The organism is Nonomuraea marmarensis (assembly GCF_043197025.1).
Classification (GTDB): Bacteria; Actinomycetota; Actinomycetes; order Streptosporangiales; family Streptosporangiaceae; genus Nonomuraea; species Nonomuraea marmarensis.
The window spans coordinates 37,930-53,981 of the sequence record NZ_JBICRM010000036.1 but is presented as its reverse complement, the minus strand read 5'-3'; the positions used below and the strand labels follow the sequence as shown (position 1 = coordinate 53,981).

The 16,052-nt window shown below is 68.3% G+C and carries 13 protein-coding genes; 7 read left to right on the top strand and 6 right to left on the bottom strand.

Annotated elements, in window-relative coordinates; translation table 11 throughout:
* Nucleotides 1-113: 113 nt before the first annotated feature.
* The 6 genes from nuoH to ACFLIM_RS40250 all read right to left on the bottom strand — a co-directional run bounded on the left by nuoH (nt 114) and on the right by ACFLIM_RS40250 (nt 8,983).
* Nucleotides 114-1,394 (bottom strand): NADH-quinone oxidoreductase subunit NuoH, encoded by a 1,281-nt coding sequence (nuoH, locus tag ACFLIM_RS40275; protein WP_393174216.1) that lies wholly within the window; start codon nt 1,392-1,394, stop codon nt 114-116.
* A 57-nt stretch (nt 1,395-1,451) separates the two neighbouring features.
* On the bottom strand, nt 1,452-2,252 hold the full coding sequence (locus tag ACFLIM_RS40270) for a helix-turn-helix transcriptional regulator (RefSeq protein WP_393174304.1): 801 nt from the start codon (nt 2,250-2,252) through the stop codon (nt 1,452-1,454).
* A gap of 397 nt (nt 2,253-2,649) precedes the next feature.
* The gene (locus ACFLIM_RS40265) at nt 2,650-4,332 is read right to left on the bottom strand and encodes a serine hydrolase (RefSeq protein ID WP_393174214.1); all 1,683 of its coding nucleotides are present in this window, start codon (nt 4,330-4,332) and stop codon (nt 2,650-2,652) included.
* A gap of 44 nt (nt 4,333-4,376) precedes the next feature.
* The gene (locus ACFLIM_RS40260) at nt 4,377-5,660 is read right to left on the bottom strand and encodes an exo-beta-N-acetylmuramidase NamZ family protein (RefSeq protein ID WP_393174212.1); all 1,284 of its coding nucleotides are present in this window, start codon (nt 5,658-5,660) and stop codon (nt 4,377-4,379) included.
* Between the two features lie 27 nt (nt 5,661-5,687).
* A complete protein-coding gene (locus tag ACFLIM_RS40255) occupies nt 5,688-7,514 on the bottom strand; it encodes a glycoside hydrolase family 3 protein (RefSeq protein WP_393174210.1) in 1,827 nt (608 codons plus the stop codon).
* A 434-nt stretch (nt 7,515-7,948) separates the two neighbouring features.
* A complete protein-coding gene (locus ACFLIM_RS40250) occupies nt 7,949-8,983 on the bottom strand; it encodes an alpha/beta fold hydrolase (protein ID WP_393174208.1) in 1,035 nt (344 codons plus the stop codon).
* A 210-nt stretch (nt 8,984-9,193) separates the two neighbouring features.
* On the opposite strand from ACFLIM_RS40250, the gene ACFLIM_RS40245 reads away from it, so the two are divergent.
* Genes ACFLIM_RS40245 through ACFLIM_RS40215 form a run of 7 tightly spaced genes read left to right on the top strand, consistent with a single transcriptional unit; the run spans nt 9,194 to nt 16,048 of the window.
* Complete coding sequence (locus ACFLIM_RS40245) at nt 9,194-9,781, top strand: helix-turn-helix domain-containing protein (protein ID WP_393174302.1); 588 nt, start codon at nt 9,194-9,196, stop codon at nt 9,779-9,781.
* A 35-nt stretch (nt 9,782-9,816) separates the two neighbouring features.
* Complete coding sequence (locus ACFLIM_RS40240; RefSeq protein WP_393174206.1) at nt 9,817-11,106, top strand: MFS transporter; 1,290 nt, start codon at nt 9,817-9,819, stop codon at nt 11,104-11,106.
* An 11-nt stretch (nt 11,107-11,117) separates the two neighbouring features.
* Nucleotides 11,118-12,464 carry an FAD-dependent oxidoreductase gene (locus ACFLIM_RS40235; RefSeq protein ID WP_393174204.1) on the top strand — a complete coding sequence of 449 codons (1,347 nt, stop codon included), beginning with the start codon at nt 11,118-11,120 and terminating at the stop codon, nt 12,462-12,464.
* Entirely contained in the window at nt 12,461-13,639 is a 1,179-nt protein-coding gene (locus tag ACFLIM_RS40230) for a CaiB/BaiF CoA transferase family protein (protein ID WP_393174202.1), read from the top strand. The genes ACFLIM_RS40235 and ACFLIM_RS40230 overlap by 4 nt, the downstream gene beginning before the upstream one ends.
* Nucleotides 13,636-14,415, top strand: coding sequence for an enoyl-CoA hydratase-related protein (locus ACFLIM_RS40225; RefSeq protein ID WP_393174200.1), 780 nt, complete (start codon nt 13,636-13,638; stop codon nt 14,413-14,415). Before ACFLIM_RS40230 ends, ACFLIM_RS40225 begins: the two co-directional genes overlap by 4 nt.
* The gene (locus ACFLIM_RS40220) at nt 14,415-15,287 is read left to right on the top strand and encodes a dihydrodipicolinate synthase family protein (RefSeq protein WP_393174198.1); all 873 of its coding nucleotides are present in this window, start codon (nt 14,415-14,417) and stop codon (nt 15,285-15,287) included. The genes ACFLIM_RS40225 and ACFLIM_RS40220 overlap by 1 nt, the downstream gene beginning before the upstream one ends.
* Nucleotides 15,287-16,048 (top strand): SDR family oxidoreductase, encoded by a 762-nt coding sequence (locus tag ACFLIM_RS40215; protein ID WP_393174196.1) that lies wholly within the window; start codon nt 15,287-15,289, stop codon nt 16,046-16,048. The genes ACFLIM_RS40220 and ACFLIM_RS40215 overlap by 1 nt, the downstream gene beginning before the upstream one ends.
* The last annotated feature ends 4 nt before the right edge of the window (nt 16,049-16,052 follow it).

Genomic DNA, 16,052 nt, shown 5'->3' with positions numbered 1-16,052 from the left:
GACCAGCGCTGAAGATCATGGACATCGTCCATGTCGCCAACCAGGCCCAACGCGCTCAGAAAGAACGCCTGATTGATCCGGCGACGGACCGCGACGCGTCCTGTCCGAGGCGCTCACGGCCGGGAAACGCCGCGGTAGTGCGGCAGGTCGAGCGGTGGCACAGGGAAGCCGCCGGCCGCCGGCTCGTTGGACAGTTCCTCGAACTCGGCCTCCACCTGTGCCTTCTTGGCCTCCTTGCGCCGCTGGTTGACGGTGGCGAACCGCATCCAGATGGCCAGCGCCCCGATCACGATCACCGCGCCGAGCCCGATGCCGAGGGTCTTGTCGCCGTCGTTGACCATCACGTTGCGCACGGCGGCGACGAGCAGGATCCAGGCCAGGTTGACCGGGATCAGCACCTTCCAGCCCAGCGACATGAGCTGGTCGTAGCGCACCCGCGGTAGCGAGGCCCGCACCCACACGACGAAGCTGAAGGTCAGCACGAACTTGATGAAGAACCACAACACCGGCCACCAGCCCTGGTTGGCGCCCTCCCACAACGAGATCGGGAACGGCGCCCGCCAGCCACCCAGGAACAGCGTCACGGCGATGCCGGAAGCGGTGAAGGTGTGCAGGTACTCGCCCATCATGATCAGGGCGAACTTCAGCGACGAGGAGTACTCGGTCTGGAAGCCGCCGACCAGCTCGCCCTCGCCCTCGGGCAGGTCGAACGGGATGCGCGCGGCCTCGCCGAACATGCAGATCACGTAGATCAAAAACGACGGGATCAGCAGCACCACGTACCAGGTCTGCGCCTGCGCCGCGACGATCTCCGAGGTGGACAACGTCCCCGCGAACAGGAAGACGGCCACGAACGACAGGCCCATCGCGATCTCGTACGAGACCACCTGGGCCGCCGACCGCAGACCGCCGAGCAGCGCGTACGGCGAGCGCGACGACCACCCGGCCAGCACCACGCCGTAGACCGACACCGCGCCCATGGCCAGCATGAACAACACCGCCACCGGCAGGTCCACCAGCTGCAGCGGCGTCCGCACGCCGAACAGGTTCACGATCGGCGCGAACGGCACGATCGAGAAGGCCAGGAACGCCGGCACCACCATGATGACCGGCGCCAGCAGGTAGAGCACCCGGTCCACCGTGCGCGGGAAGATGTCCTCCTTCAAGCCCATCTTGATCGCGTCGGCGGCCGACTGCAGGATGCCGAACGTGCCGGCCCGGTTGGGCCCGTAGCGGTGCTGCATCCGCGAGATCAGCTTGCGCTCGTACCAGACGCCGAACATGACGCCGAGCGCCAGGAAGAGGAACAGCATCACGGCCTTGACGATGGTGATCCACAGCGGGTCCTTGCCGAAGTCGGCGAGGGTGGGATCGGCCGCGAGAACGCCTGCCATGACGTGTTGCCCCTTCCTCTCCCCCGGCACTCGTTCGGTCCGGAGCGGAAGGTCACGCTAGCCGGTGAGCCGATCGGTGTATTGAACGAATGCGAACAGCTGCTTCGGTGTCATCTGCGCCATCGCCCGGATCTCGCGGGTGAGGTGAGGCTGGTCGGCGTAACCGCAGGCGACAGCCTCGTCCAGCGTGGCCGAGGGCCGTCTCCACGTGTCCACGGTCCGCTGGAATCGGGCGATCCGGGCTACCGTCTTGGGCGACAAGCCCACCACTCGGCGGAATCCGAGCTCGACATAACGACGGCTGACGCCCAGCTCACCGGCGAGGGACCCGATGGTGGGCGGGCCGGCCGGCTCCTGCAGCCGCCGCCAGGCGTGCATGATCAGGTCGTTGGGGCCGGCGTCGGGGCGCAGCCACGCCGTCAGCCGCTCCTCCAGCAGGCTGAAGCGGTCCGCCCAGCTCACCGACGAGATCAGCCGGCCGGTCAGTTCCGCGGCACGGGTGCCGAGGAGGTCTTCCAGATGCGCGGTCGTGCCGGCCACCTCGCGTATGGGCGTCCCCGTCAGCGCCGACATCCCGGCGGGGGTGAGCCCGACCGCCACCCCGTGACGCCACGGCGTGTGGGCCGAGAACGTCGCGGTGGCGCGGGGACCGGTGACGATCGGGCCCATGCCGGTGAAGTCGATGATCAGGGTGGCCGCGTTGAGCGGCAGCATCCTGCTGGGGTGGCCGGGCTCTCCCGCCCGGGTGCGAAAGCCGGCCCACCCCAGCACGTACGGACGCAGGTGCGGCGGTGACAGGCGGGTGATCATCTGGTACGGCTCCGCCTGTGGCTGCGTGGGCAGCGAATGAATCGCCATCACCCAGCAAGCCTGCCCTAGTCTCACCGGTCCCGTGGCCCTGGAGAGAAACTTCACCGGAGTGTCCGGCTCGACCACCCCGCCCTCGCGGTCTGGGCAAGCCAGGACCGCGTGATGCCGCCCGAACACGGCCGGCGCCTCGCCGAACTCCTCCGGCAAGCACGGCTGGTCGAGGTGGAAGACAGCTACACACTCATCCCCCTGGACCAGCCGGCGAGACTCTCGCGGATCATCCGTAAGTTCACCCATGCAAGCCGAAGTGGGCGCACGCCAGGAGGGGCCGGGCACGCCGCATGACCTGCACGGATGACATTATCGGCAGGCGCACAGTGCCTTGCGCCGGGGACCAGACGAGGGTCGCCGAAGACGGGGCCCTCGCGCCGCCATGGGCGCCTCGTCAATACGTGGATCGGGTCCAGCCATCGGCGACGAACAGGGCGGCGTCGCGCGGGTTCTGGTCCTCGAAGTGAAGTCCCGGCCCGCTGATCCGCACCTTGTCCACGTACACGCCGCGGCCCTGGTAGAGCGGGTCGCTCACGTAGCGCCACCGCAGTCCCGTGGTCGCGGCGGGAAGGTATGCCTCCGCACGCAGCCACTGGCGGCCCTGGAAACCCGAGAACGTGCCGTCCGACGACCAGCGGTGCGGACCGGCGCTCAGCTCCATCGGCACCGGGTTCCAGGTGGCGCCGCTGTCGGTGCTGGCCTCAAGGGACCCGATGTCGGAGTCCACCTCCGTGTCGTACCACAGTGCGAAGGAGAGCCGCCCGCCCCGCGGCGCACCGACCGGCAGCGTGAGCGTCGCCGTCCGGGCGTCCCCGACTCCGGAGAACCACGCGTCCTGCCCCTGGGCCGGCCGTACCGGAAGGGCGAGCGCCAGGTCGCGGGCGACCGCCCGGCGGGCCGGGTTGTTGGAGCCCCAGTCCCGGCTGGGGTGCACCCGATTGGTCAGCAGGATCATGAATGAGCCGGACAGCGGGTCGATGACGAACGACGTCCCGGTGTAACCGGTGTGACCGCCGGTCACCGGTGAGGCGAGCCCGTCCATGTACCACATCTGGTCGAGTTCGAAGCCGAGGCCGTGCGAGTTGCCGGGGAAGGCGGTGTTGAGGTTCGTCAGCAGCAGCCGCACCGATTCCTCCGACAGGATGCGCGCCCGGCCGTAGTGACCGCCGTTGAGCAGCGTCTGGGCCAGGACAGCCATGTCGTACGCCGTGGAGAAGACCCCGGCGTGGCCCGCGACACCGCCGAGCGACCAGGCGTTCTCATCGTGCACCTGGCCCCAGACCATGCCGCGGTCGGGCTCCGTCGTGGTTTGGTACTCGGTGGCGGCGATCCGCGGTTTGAGCGCCGGGTCGGGGTTGTATCCGGTGTCGCGCATCCCGAGCGGCCCGGTCAGGCGCTCCGCGACGACCGTGTCGAGCCGCTCGCCGGTCACCCGCTCCACGATCACCCCGAGCGTGATCAGGTTGAGGTCGGAGTAGCGGTAGACCGTGTCAGGCGGGTTCGTCGGCGCGACGTTCCAGACGGCGGCGTACCGTTCCTCAATGGTCGGGGAGTTGTACAGCGGTATCCACGCCGGCAGCCCCGACGTGTGGGTGAGCAGGTTCCGGACCGTGATTCCACCTTTGCCGTTCGCCGCGAACTCCGGGATGTACGCGGTCACCGGGGTGTCGAGTCCGATCCGGCCTTGCTCGATCTGCTGCACGGCCACGATCGAAGTGAACAGCTTGGACACCGACGCCATGTCGAAGATCGTGTCCTTTCGCATCGGGATCTGCTGGTCCGGTGGCAGCTCGGTGGGCTTGGAGTCGACGTAGCGCACCGCCTTCCCCATCGCCTCGTGGGTCGCGATCACGCCGTCCCGCCCCGCGATCACGACCGCGCCCGCGTAGAGCGGCCGGATCGGCGACGGCTGCATGAAGCTGGCGGCGTCGGGCGCGATCCGGTCCACGTACTCGGAGACCAGACCCGCCATGCGGGCGTGGCCGTACCGCAGCTGCTTGTTGGCGAAGCGCACGTCGCCGATGGTGACGGTCGGCGGGCCCTCGACGGCCGCCGTCGCGGGCAGGGGGGTCGCCACGGTGAGCGCAGCTGCGAGGAGGAGGACGGGCAAAGGCCGCGCCACTAGTTTCCTCCGCGGTAGATCAGGTATTTCTGGCGCGTCGTGGCGAACTCCTTGAGCGCGTCGGCCCAGCCGGACTCGACCTCGTCCGGGCCCTTTCCGCCGTCGATGTCGGTCCGGACCTGGGTCGAGCCGGTCATCTTGTCGATCCAGTACGGCCGGGCCGGGTCGGAGGTGTCGTATCGCCAGGCGAAGTCGTCCGGGTAGAGCCGCTTCGCCGTGACGATCATCGCGATGCCCGTCTTGACCGGGTCGAATGCCTTCTGGTCTGTGACGTACAGCTGCACCCCGCCGCACAGCTTGTTCACGTGCTTGGAGAACGTGGGCGTGAAGTAGGCCAGCCGGAACCCGGCGCCGGGCAGGCCCAGCTCGTTGAGCGCGTTCGCCCACCGGTGGTCGACGTACGGGGCACCGATGAGTTCGAACGGCCGGGTCGTGCCGCGTCCCTCTGACAGGTTGGTGCCCTCGAACATACCGGTGCCCGAATAGACAAGCGCGGTGTCCACGGTCGGCATGTTCGGCGACGGCAGGACCCAGGGCAGGCCGGTGTCCTCGTACGCCTGGTCCCGCTTCCAGCCGCGCATCTCCACGACCGTGAGATCGACCCGCCCGCCCAGGAACTCGGCGTTGAACAGCCTCGCCAGCTCGCCGACGGTCAAGCCGTGCGCCTGGGAGATCGCCTCCCGGCCGATGAACGTGGAAAACTGCGGCGTCATGACGGGTCCGTAGGCCCGGCGGCCGGTGATCGGGTTGGGCCGGTCAAGGACCACGAACCGCTTGCCGGCCAGCGCCGCGGCCTGCATGGAGTCGAACATCGTCCAGATGTAGGTGTAGAAGCGGGCGCCCGCGTCCTGGATGTCGAACATGATCGAGTCCACGCCCGACCTGGTGAAGATGTCGGCCAGCGCCTGGCCGCTCGTCAGGTACGTGTCGTAGACCGGCAGCCCGGTCTGCTCGTCCAGGTAGAAACCTTCGGAGCCGCCTGCCTGAGCCGTGCCGCGGAACCCGTGCTCGGGGCCGAACACCGCGACGAGATCGATCTTGTCGGTGGCGGCCATCACGTCGACCTCATGGCGGCGGTCCGGCAGGATGCCGGTGGGGTTGGTCACGATGCCGACCTTCTGGCCCTGCACGAGCTCGTAGTCGTCGGCCATCAGGACCTGGACGCCGGTCTCCAGGTTCCGATGCCGTGGACGGTCCTCGAGCGGGGGGATGCCCATGCCTGTCCCGGCCATGGCGACGGCCGCGCTGGACAGCAGGACCCGCCGGGAGAAGAAGTGGCCCATCAGGTGTTGCTCCGTCCTGGGGGAGGGTCAGTATCTCAGGCCGTGTCCGTAGGGGTAGAGGACCGAGCCGTCGGCGGCCGGAATCGTCACCGGCAGCTTGCCCTTGGGGTCGGTCCGGCCGAACAGCACCCGTGCGGTGGCCTCCATCGCCGGCTTCTCCCACGAGTACGTCGCGAGGTACGTCGGAGCGTTGGGGAAGCCCGCGATATCGTACGGGTTCCGGGTGGCCACGATGATGACGGGCTTGCCGGTGGCGAGCAGCGCGTTGACGAGGTTGCGCTGGGAGGCCGAGCTCGTGGAGTTCACCGTGGTGACCACGACCAGGTCGCTGGCGTTGGCCTTGGCCGCCGCGGCGTTGACGGTAGCCCCGTTGGGGGCCGTCCCCGTCTCGAACAACTCGGTGGTGACGCCGAGATCGCCGATCGCCTTGGCCAGCCGGTCGGTCGGCGGGATCTTGACGGACGGCGGTGTGACGTTGCGGTAGCCGGTCACCAGCACCCGCTGCCCGGTGTTCGTCAGCGGCAGTACGCCGGCGTTGTTCCGCACGAGTGTCACGCTGTGGTCGGCGACCACGCGAGCGAGCGCCTTGTGCGCGGGAGAGCCGAGGCGGTCGAGCACCTTGCCTTCGTCGACCTGCTGGTCACCGTCGAAGAAGCCGCGCTGCTTCTTGAGGCGCAGGATCCGGTGGACGGACTCGTCGATGCGCTCCTCGGTCAGCTCACCCGAGCGGACGGCGTTCAGCACGGCGTTGTAGGCGACGTCGAGGGAGATCGTGCTCGCCGTGTCATCGACCATCATGAGCATGTCGACGCCGGCCTTGAGCGCGAGCACCGGGATGCGGTCGTCGCCGTACTTGTCGCGCACGCCCTGCATGGACAGCGAGTCGGTGACCACGACGCCGTCGTAGCCGAGTTCGTCGCGGAGCAGCCCGGTCATGATCTCCGGGTCGAGCGTCGCGGGGTCGCAGCCCTGCTGGGTGACCACGTCGCAGTCGCTCTGCAGGTACGGCATGACGACGTGCGCCGTCATGATCATGTCGGCGCCCGCGGCGATGCCGGCCCGGAACGGCGGTGCGTCGACCTGCTCCCACTGCTCCTTCGTGTGGAAGATCCACGGCACGCTGTTGTGGCTGTCGTTGATCGTGTCGCCGTGGCCAGGGAAGTGCTTGACGGCCGCCGAGACGCCGCCCTGCTGCAGGCCGCGGACGGAGGCTCGGGTCAGGTCCGACACGAGCTCGGTGTTCTCCCCGAACGAGCGGACGCCGATCACCGGGTTGCCCGGGTTGATGTTGACATCGGCGACCGGGGCGTAGTCCTGGTTGATGCCGAGCGCGGCCAGCTCCCGGCCGGTGACCTTCCCCGCGGCGAGCGCGTGGCCCGCGCTGCGGGTTGCCCCGAGCGCCATCTGCCCGGGGAACGCGGTGAACGGCTCGTCCAGCCGATAGACGGCGCCGTGCTCCTGGTCGGTGGCGATCAGCAGCGGGATCTTCGCCGGCTGCGCCAGCGCCGCCCGCTGCAGGTCGTTGGACAGCCCCGCCGTCTTGACGGGATCGTTCAGGTTGTTCGACCAGCGGAAGTAGAGGATCGCGCCGAGCTTGTACTTGGCGATGAGGTCGTCGCCGTTCTTGACGTCCGGCCCGTACATCGCCTGGTTCGCCGCCACGTCCGCCGGGTTGGTCGTGTCCCCGCTCTCCCCGTAGACGTCCGCCGCGAACAGCTGTCCGACCTTCTCCTCGAGACTCATGTTCGCGATCTTGTTGAGGATCCAGCGATCATTCCCGTCGTCAGCGTGCACGGCCGGCGCCGCCCCGAGAACCATCGCCGCCGCCAGAGCAAATAAGCGCGGATAACGCATCTGTCCTCCAACCCCCTCGCATTTAGGTAAAATTTCATGCAAGGTGACCGCCGCCCTGAAAGTAACTTTCATCCACATGATGGTCAACGTTTTCCTCACGGGAACTTCGCGCGCACCAATCTCGGGAGTTGGTGTGACGGTGGAGGATGCGGGCGGCGATCGGCGTCATCCGTCCTGGAGATCGCCAGGACCACGCCGCGCCCCTGTTCCCAAGGCCGTGGCCTGCGTGAATGAGTCGGGCTCGTCAGAGCCTGACCACAGACTCCCGGCTGTCCCCGCATGGTGCCCTCCGCCCCCAAGCGCGTGCGGCCGGTCGAGACGAAGACGGAGGCCGAGGGCCACCTGCCGCCGCCCTCGGCCCCGCTTTCCCCCTGCCCCGTCTCTGGGCCGCGCCGTCCCGGATCCGATCACCGATCCGGCCAGAATCGTCGATCTCAACGTACGCCGACGAGACCGGCTCGGCGGACGTCGGCGTCGGCCCAGAACCGATCCATTTCCTCGCAGATGAAGTCGGTTCGCTCCTGGAACACCCAGTGACCGCACTCCTCGATGACGCCGCCGTGTGCGTTCGCCGCGATGGCCTTCGCGCTGTCGATGCAGTGAGATCCGAAGGACGATCGGCCGCCCCACGCCATCATCGGCACGGTCAGCTTCTCCGCGGTCAGCTCCCTCATCTGCTCGGCCGTCTGCGGTATGTAGCCGTAGAGGTTGAGACTCGCGCGCAGATTGCCGGGCTGACGCATCTGCAGCACGTATGCCTGGATCTCCGATTCCGGCATCGCGGTCGGATCGTAGGCGAAATCCCGGAAGAAGTGCCTCAGGTATTGATCTTCGCGTCCCTCGACGAGGAAACGGGTGATGTCCATGTTCATGTGCATCCCGAGGTGCCAGTACGCCACGCGGGGATCCACGTAGCCCGGGTAGTCGAGGCCGAAGAACGGCGTTTCGATCGTCGAGAGCGACAAGGCACGATCCGCTGCCAGGTAGGCGAGGGCGACGGAGGGCGGTCCGCCGAGATCGTGGCTCAGAATGTGAAAACGCTCCGCCTTCTCGGCATCGAGCAGGCCCAGCATGTCGGCCGCGATCGTCTTGGGCTCGTAGCCGCTGAACGGCTTGTCGCTGTCGGCGAACCCCCTCAGGTCAGGGGCGATGAAACGGTATTTGTGGCCCAGCCGCTCGATGACGATCAGGTACTCACGGTGCGTTTCCGGCCAGCCGTGCAGGCACAGGACGATCGGCCCCGATCCGGCGGTGACGTAATGGAGCCGGACCCCGTTGGTCTCGGCCCGCTTGTGTTTCAGGTCCATCAGATCCCCCTGCGCTGACACCTTCCCCGCCCCGCCCATGCACGGGCAACGATCCCGCAATCGCTGCGCATACAGGTCTTCCGTGCGATCTGAAGCGCCGGACAGCAGCCGGCCGATGCGCATGCGGGTCAGAATGCGCCCTGTCATGGCGCTCGCCAGCACCGAGGTACCGTCATGTCCGCAGTGGCCCTGGTCGGCTACAGCCTGGTCCCGTCGCTACCGGCGGTGGTGGCAGCGACCGTTCTCCTCGGTCTCGCCTCGGGCGTGGTCGACAGGGAAGCGCTCACTGCGTGTTTCCAGCATGTTTCATTATACTGAAAATCTTCATCATCGTATTGACGCTGAAGGCAGCAACAATAAGATGAAGCCGTGATGAACGACGGTGCTCCTGAGTCTGTGGCCGCGATGCTCGGCGCCGTCGGAACCCGTGTCCGCTCCCTGCGCAAGGAGCGGGGTTTCACCCTCGACCAGCTGTCCGAGCTGTCAGGGTTGAGCACAGGGATCATCAGCCAGGTGGAGCGAGGGCTGGCCAATCCCTCGTTCTCCACGTTGGTCCAGTTGGCGCACGGGCTTGGCATCCCGGTCGGGATGTTGTTCCAGGTTCAGAAGGAGCATCGCTCGCCGCTCGTCCGCAAGTCCGAACGGCGGCGTCTCGGTGGTCACGGTGTCGACGATGACGCCGTCTACGAGCTGCTCGTCCCCGACCTCAACGGCGCCCTGGAGGTGACTTGGGTCGAGACCCGTCCCGGTCATGACACCAGCGCCACACCGTTCCGGCACGACGGGGAAGAGGCAGGGATTGTCCTGTCCGGGCACAAGGATGTGTACCTGGACGGGGTTAAGTACGAGCTCGGGCCCGGCGACGCCATTCGATACCCGTCCACCATCCCGCACTGGTACGCCAATTCCAGCGACGAGGTCTGCACAGCGATCTGGGTGATCACTCCACCAACCTGGTGACCTCGGTCGGATTCCCCCACGAAAGGCGGATCGCCATGTCCGCGACCATCACCTCGACCTCCCCTGTAAACGATCCGGCCACCACCCGCAAGGCGATGCTCGGCCTCGGCCTCGGCAACACCCTCGAGTGGTACGACTGGATGCTCTTCGGACTGGTTTCGGCCTACATCGGTCCGCACTTCTTTCCCTCTCACGACCCCGTCGCCGCGACGCTGAGCGCGCTGGCGGTTTTCGCGGTCGGCTTCGCCGTACGGCCGCTGGGCGGGGTGCTGCTCGGCACCGTCGCCGACCGCATCGGCCGGCGCACGGTCATGCTGCTGTCGGTCACGCTGATGGCAGTTACCACGCTGGTGATCGCAGTCACGCCGACCTACGACTCGATAGGCGTGTGGTCCGGCGTGATCCTGCTGGTCTGCCGCCTGGTCCAGGGCATCTCCACCGGCATCGAGGCGCCGCTGTCCACGGCGTACGCCGTGGAGGTCACCCCGAAGGGGCGTGAGGCGCGCGCCGCTGGCTACATCAGCTTCTATGTCAACCTCGGCATCCTGCTCGCGTCGCTGGTGAGCTTTTTCGTCAGCCTGGCGGTCGGCGGCGCGACCATGCAGGACTGGGGCTGGCGGATTCCCTTCGTGGTGGGCGCGGTGATGGGCGTGGTCGTGCTCTACCTGCGCCGCTCCCTGCCGGAGACGCTGCACGAGAGCGAGCGCGCCGAGGGCTCGGCGTCCACGGTGTGGCGCGGGGTGGGCAAGCACTGGCTCGCCCTGGTTGCGATGATCTTCGTGGTCGGCGCCGCGCAGGCATACAACTACGCCTGGACCGTCGGCCTGCCGAACCTCGCGCGCAGCACGTTCAAGGAAGACCCGACCGGGGTCTTCGCCGCCTCCACCGCGCTCGGCGTCGTGATGATCGTCGGCTCTCTGGTGACCGGCTGGCTCGCCGACCGGGCCAAACTGTCCCGCACGTTCATCGTCACCCGGCTGCTCGCCGTCCCCTCGGTGTTCCTCATGCTCCTGTACACCGAGCCTGGCCTGGGCGGGCTGGTTAGCGTGCTCCTCGGCGGGTCGGTGGTGCTCGTGCTCAACATGACCCTCTACAACCTCGTCGCGACGTCACTGATGCCGAAGCACAGCCGCGCCACCGGCGTCGCCCTCGGGTACGGCATCGGAGTCGCGCTCTTCGGCGGCACCGCGTCGTACGTGATGATCTGGCTGCAGAGCCAGAATGCGACGTGGGTGTTCCCCACCTATACGGCAGTGCTTTCCCTGATCAGTGTCGTGCTCTACCTGGCCGTGCGCAGGTCCACCGGCACCTACGCGGGGGAGTGAGGAATTTCCTGATGCGATTGTCTGATCTCAAGGTCACCTCCGACGAGTTGCGCGCGCCCGTGGTGCGTCGCAGTGACGTTGTTGTCGTGGGCGGTGGCCCCGCGGGCGTCAGCGCCGCTGTCGCCGCCGCCCGCGCCGGCGCCGACGTCACCCTGCTGGAGAGGTACGCCGCGCTCGGCGGACTCGCCGCCGGCGGCATGGTCCTGGTGCTCGACGACATGGTCAACGGCCAGGAGATCAGTGTCACCGGCCTGGTCTCGGAGTACGTGGAGCGGATGGCCAAGCTCGGCCTGGCCGTCTATCCGCCGGAGCATGAGCGGGTCGCCTCGGTGGAGATGTGGAATAAGTGGGGCCGCTGGGGCGCCTTCGACTTCCACTCCCACCAGAACCCCAAGCCGATCTGTTACGCGGTCGCCTTCGACCCCGACGGGTGGAAGCGCGTTTCCAACGACCTGATCCGTGAGGCAGGGGCGCACCTGCGGTTGCACTCGTGGTTCTCCCAGCCGATCGTAGACGACGGCAGGCTGCGCGGGGTGGTGGCCGAGACCAAGGCGGGTCCGCAGGCCATCATGGCCGACGTGGTCATCGACACCACCGGCGACATCGACGTCGCGGCCCGCTCGGGCGCGGAGTACGCGCACGACAGCTACCTCACCACGCTCGTATTCAGGCTCGGCGGCGTGGACACCGCGGCTGCCGAGCGGTTCGAGCAGGACAACCCGCGCGAGGCCAGGGCGATCAACCGCAAGATCAAGCGGCTGCTCGGCGGCGCGTGGGAGCTGTGGTGGCTGAAGACACCGATCCCGGGCGTCGTCTGGTGTAATTGTCCCCATATGTCAGGATATGACGGAGCGGATCCGGAGTCGCTGACCCAGGCGGAGTTCGAGGCCAGGGCCCGCATCGCCGCCGCGGTCGACGAAGTAAGGCAGAATCTGCCCGGCTTCGAGAACTGCTATCTGCTCGACGTCGCCGAGCAGATGGGCGTCCGGCAGACGCGCCTGCTGCGAGGCGAGTACGTCGTGACCAAAGACGACATCACCACCCGGCGGCACTTCGCCGATTCCGTCGCCCGCGGCCGCGACTACTACACCCCCTACCGCGCGCTGCTGCCTCGCCAGGTGGACCAGCTCCTGGTCGCGGGTCGCCACTACTCGGCCATGCCGGACGCGCAGCGGATCTCCCGCGAGATCCCGCCGTGCATGGCGATGGGCCAGGCGGCCGGCGTGGCCGCGGCACTGGCCGTCGGCAAGGGCGTGACGGTACGGCAGGTCGACCCGGCCGCCATCCAGCGTGGGATGCGCGCCCAGGGCGCCGATCCCGGAGATGTCCCAGCTCCTAACGCGGAGGTCGTGGCATGAAGCCGCTCGAAGGAATCAGCGTCGTCGATTTCACGCAGGTCTACATGGGGCCGAGCTGTACTCAGCTGCTCGGCGACTACGGCGCCGACGTGATCAAGATCGAGCGGCCCGGCGTGGGGGACCTGTCCAGGAACTCCATCCCCGACCGCGACGGCTTGGACAATCCGATCTTTATGTCCATCAATCGCAACAAACGCAGCGTCAGCATCGACACGCGCCGCGAGGAGGGCAAGGAGGTCATATACCGGCTGGTCAAGGACGCCGACGTCGTGGTCAGCAACTTCAGGTCCGGCGTCATGGAGCGCCTGGGCTTCGGCTACGAGCGGCTGCGCGAGATGAATCCGCGCATCATCTGGGCGTCAGGCACCGGCTTCGGTCCTGAGGGCCCCTACAGCCACAAGGGCGGGCAGGATGTCATCGCGCAGGCATACTCCGGCGTGATGTGGCGGCGCGAGTCGCCCGACCTGCCGCTGTCGGTCTACCCGACCACGCTGGCCGACTACACCACGGGCATGCACCTCATGCAGGGCATCCTGCTGGCCCTGCGGACGCGCGACCTGACCGGGGAGGGGCAGAAGGTCGAGGTCACGATGTACGACTCCATGCTCCACATGCAGATGCAGGAAGCCTGCATGCAGCTCAACCGTGGCTACGAGATCAACTGGGCGTCGATGCCGCTGAGCGGCGTCTTCACCACCAGCGACGGCGCAGTCTGCATGGTCGGCGCGTTCAAGGAGAACCCGCTGCGCGACGTCTCCGAGGCCCTGGAGCTGGAGGAGGACCTCTCGCAGCGAGAGGAGTTCTCGACCCAGGAGGCACAGTTCGCCCGCCGCCCGCAGCTCCAGGCGATCTTCCGCGAGCGTTTCGCCACCAATACCACTGATCACTGGATCAAGCGTCTGGAGGCACAGGACATCTTGTGCGCGCCGGTCCGCACGATGGAGCAGGCGCTGGCAGACGAGCAGACCGCGGTCAATCAGATGATCCTGGAGATGGACCACCCGGTGGCGGGCGTTATCAGGGCCCTGGCCGCGCCGATCAGGCTGTCGTCCTCGCCTTCCGAGGTACGGCACGCGCCGCCGCGGCTGGGCGAGCACAATGCCGAGGTATTGGCCGAGCACGGCTACTCGGCCGAGCAGATCGAGGCCCTCGTGGCGGCGGGAGTTCTGCGATGACCGTGCGCTTCGAGGTCATCGACCACGTCGCCCGGGTCACCATCGACCGCCCGCATGTCCTCAACGCCGTGGACGACAAGACCCACCGGACACTCTGCGAGATCTGGGAGCGCATCGAGGCCGACCGCGACGTGCGCGTCGTCGTGCTGACCGGCGCGGGGGAGAAGTCCTTCTGCGTAGGCGCCGACATGTCCGCCGACGCGATCGACAAGACCGGGCTCGAGTACTGGGCCGATCTCGATCCCAACGGGTTCGGCGGCCTTTCGCTGCGCACCACGCTCGACGTGCCGATGATCGCCAGGGTGAACGGCTACGCGCTCGGCGGTGGCATGGAAATGGTGCTGGGCTGCGACATCGTGGTGGCTGCCGAGCACGCGCAGTTCGGGCTGACCGAGCCGCGCGTGGGACGCATCGCGCTGGACGGCGGCGTGACCCAGCTGGTGCGCCGCCTGCCGTACAACCAGGCCATGGGGCTGCTGCTCACCGGGCGGCGCGCTCGTGCCGCCGAGCTGGAGCGGATGGGGCTGGTCAACGAGGTGGCCCCGTCAGGCGAGCTGGACGCAGCTGTGGATCGGTGGGTGGCCGACGTCCTGGCCTGCTCCCCATCCTCCCTGCGCGCGGTCAAGCAGATGGTCGAGCGCACCGCCCATCTGACCAGCCAGGAGGCGCGGGCCGTACGGCTGCCCGCCCTGATGGAGGCGCTGGACAGCGAGGACAGCAAGGAAGGCGTCCTGGCCTTCCAGGAGAAGCGCAAGCCTGTCTGGAAGGGGCAGTGATGCTGACGCCGGGCGTATGGGGTGTCGTTGCGACGCCGTTCACCGGATCTACCTTCGACCTGGACGAGCAAAGCCTGGCCAGGCTCGTCGAGCACTACGAGCGGCTGGGGGTCACCGGGCTGACCGTGCTCGGCGTCTTCGGGGAGGCGGCGCAGCTGTCCACCGAAGAGCGCCGCGCCGTACTGGAGACCGTGGTAGATGCCGTTGAGCTGCCGCTGGTGGTGGGGGCGACCTCGCTGGGCGCCGCGCCGGTCGTGGAGGAGGTGCGCCTGGCCCAGCAGGTGGCGGGCGACCGCCTCGCGGGCGTGATGGTGCAGGTGAATTCGCCGAACCCGCACGTCCTCGCCGGGCATCTGCGGGCCGTCCACGAGGCGACCGGGGCAGGGCTGGTCGTGCAGGATTATCCGCTGGTCAGCGGCGTGAGCATCAGCGCTGACGCACTGGTGACGGCGCTGCGCGACCTGCCGTTCGTGGTCGCGGTGAAGGCGGAGGCGCCGCCCACGCCGGTGGCCGTGGCGACGCTGACGGCCGCGCTGGACGTCCCCATCTTTGGTGGGCTCGGTGGATTGGGCCTGCTGGACGAGCTGGCCTGCGGCGCGGCGGGCGCGATGACCGGATTCTCCTTCCCGGAGGGGCTCATCGCCTGCGTCGAGGGCTGGCGCAACGGCGGTTACCAGGCCGCCAGGGACGCGTGGCTGCCCTACCTGCCGCTGGTGAACTTCGAGCAGCAAGCCAAGATCGCGCTGGCCATCCGCAAGGAGTGCCTGCGCCGGCGCGGCCTCTTCCCGGAGTCCTCGGTACGGCCACCGGCCGCCTCCCTGCCCGAGTCGCTGCACGAGCAGCTCGAGCGGCACCTCGCGGCGGTGCGCTGATGGATCTCGGGCTGAAGGGCAGGACCGCGCTGGTCTGCGCATCCACCGGCGGCCTCGGGGAAGCCACCGCCAGGGCGCTGGCCGCCGAGGGCACCCGCGTCGTCGTGACAGGCCGCAGAGGCGGGCGGGCCTGCGAGGTCGCCGCCGAACTGCCCGACGCGATCGGCATCGAGGCCGACCTGCTATCTGCTGACGGTGTTGAGCGCCTGGTGGCCGCCGCAGGACAGGTCGACATCCTCGTGCTCAACGGCCCAGGCCCACGGCCGGGTACGGCTGCCGATGCGACCTTCGACGACGTGACGGCGGCTGTCGACGCACTCGTCCGGCCGCACCAGCGGCTGATCTCGCTGACCCTGCCCGGCATGCGGGCCAGGGGGTGGGGTCGCATCCTGGCCATCGGGTCGAGCGGCATCGTCGCCCCGCTGCCCAACCTCGCGATGTCCAACCTGGGCAGGGCAGCGGTCGCCGGATACCTCAAGACGCTGGCCGCCGAGGTCGCCGCCGACGGCGTCACCGTCAACCTGCTGCTGCCGGGCCGCATCGCCACCGACCGGGTCGCCCAACTCGACGCGGCCGCCGCCGGGCGCGCGGGCACGTCCGTGGCCGAGGTGGAGGCGGCATCGCGTGCCACCATTCCCGCGAGCAGGTACGGCAGGCCGGAGGAGTTCGGCCAGGTCGCCGCCTTCCTCTGTGGCGAGCCCGCCTCCTACGTCACGGGCACCGCGCTGCGCTGCGACGGCGGCCTCGTCCGAAACCTCTGATTGG